The sequence below is a fragment of the Flavobacterium xizangense genome (assembly GCF_054075145.1).
The window spans coordinates 1-254 of the sequence record NZ_JBSIPG010000208.1; the positions used below are offsets into that span (position 1 = coordinate 1).

1 protein-coding gene is annotated in these 254 nt (G+C 38.6%); it reads left to right on the plus strand.

The features are described from left to right. Positions 1-254, plus strand: a 254-nt coding sequence (locus ACWA1B_RS23145; protein ID WP_456911014.1) for an RNA polymerase sigma factor, incomplete at both ends; no start/stop codon positions are given.

Here is a 254-nt window from a genome sequence, read left to right on the forward strand (position 1 = left end):
CATCCTGATCAAAAATATATCGACGGACTTGCTGCAAACGATTCTGTAGTTATTGAAATGATATATAAAAAGTTCGCGCCAAAAGTTGTCCAGTTTATCACTAATAATTCTGGTGACAAAGATCATGCGCAGGATGTGATTCAGGAAATCATGATTTTGCTTTTTAATCAGGCGAAAGCCGGAAAACTTCAGCTGACTTGCCCATTTGATGCCTATTTTTTCCTGTTATGCAAAAGACGCTGGCTCAACGAACT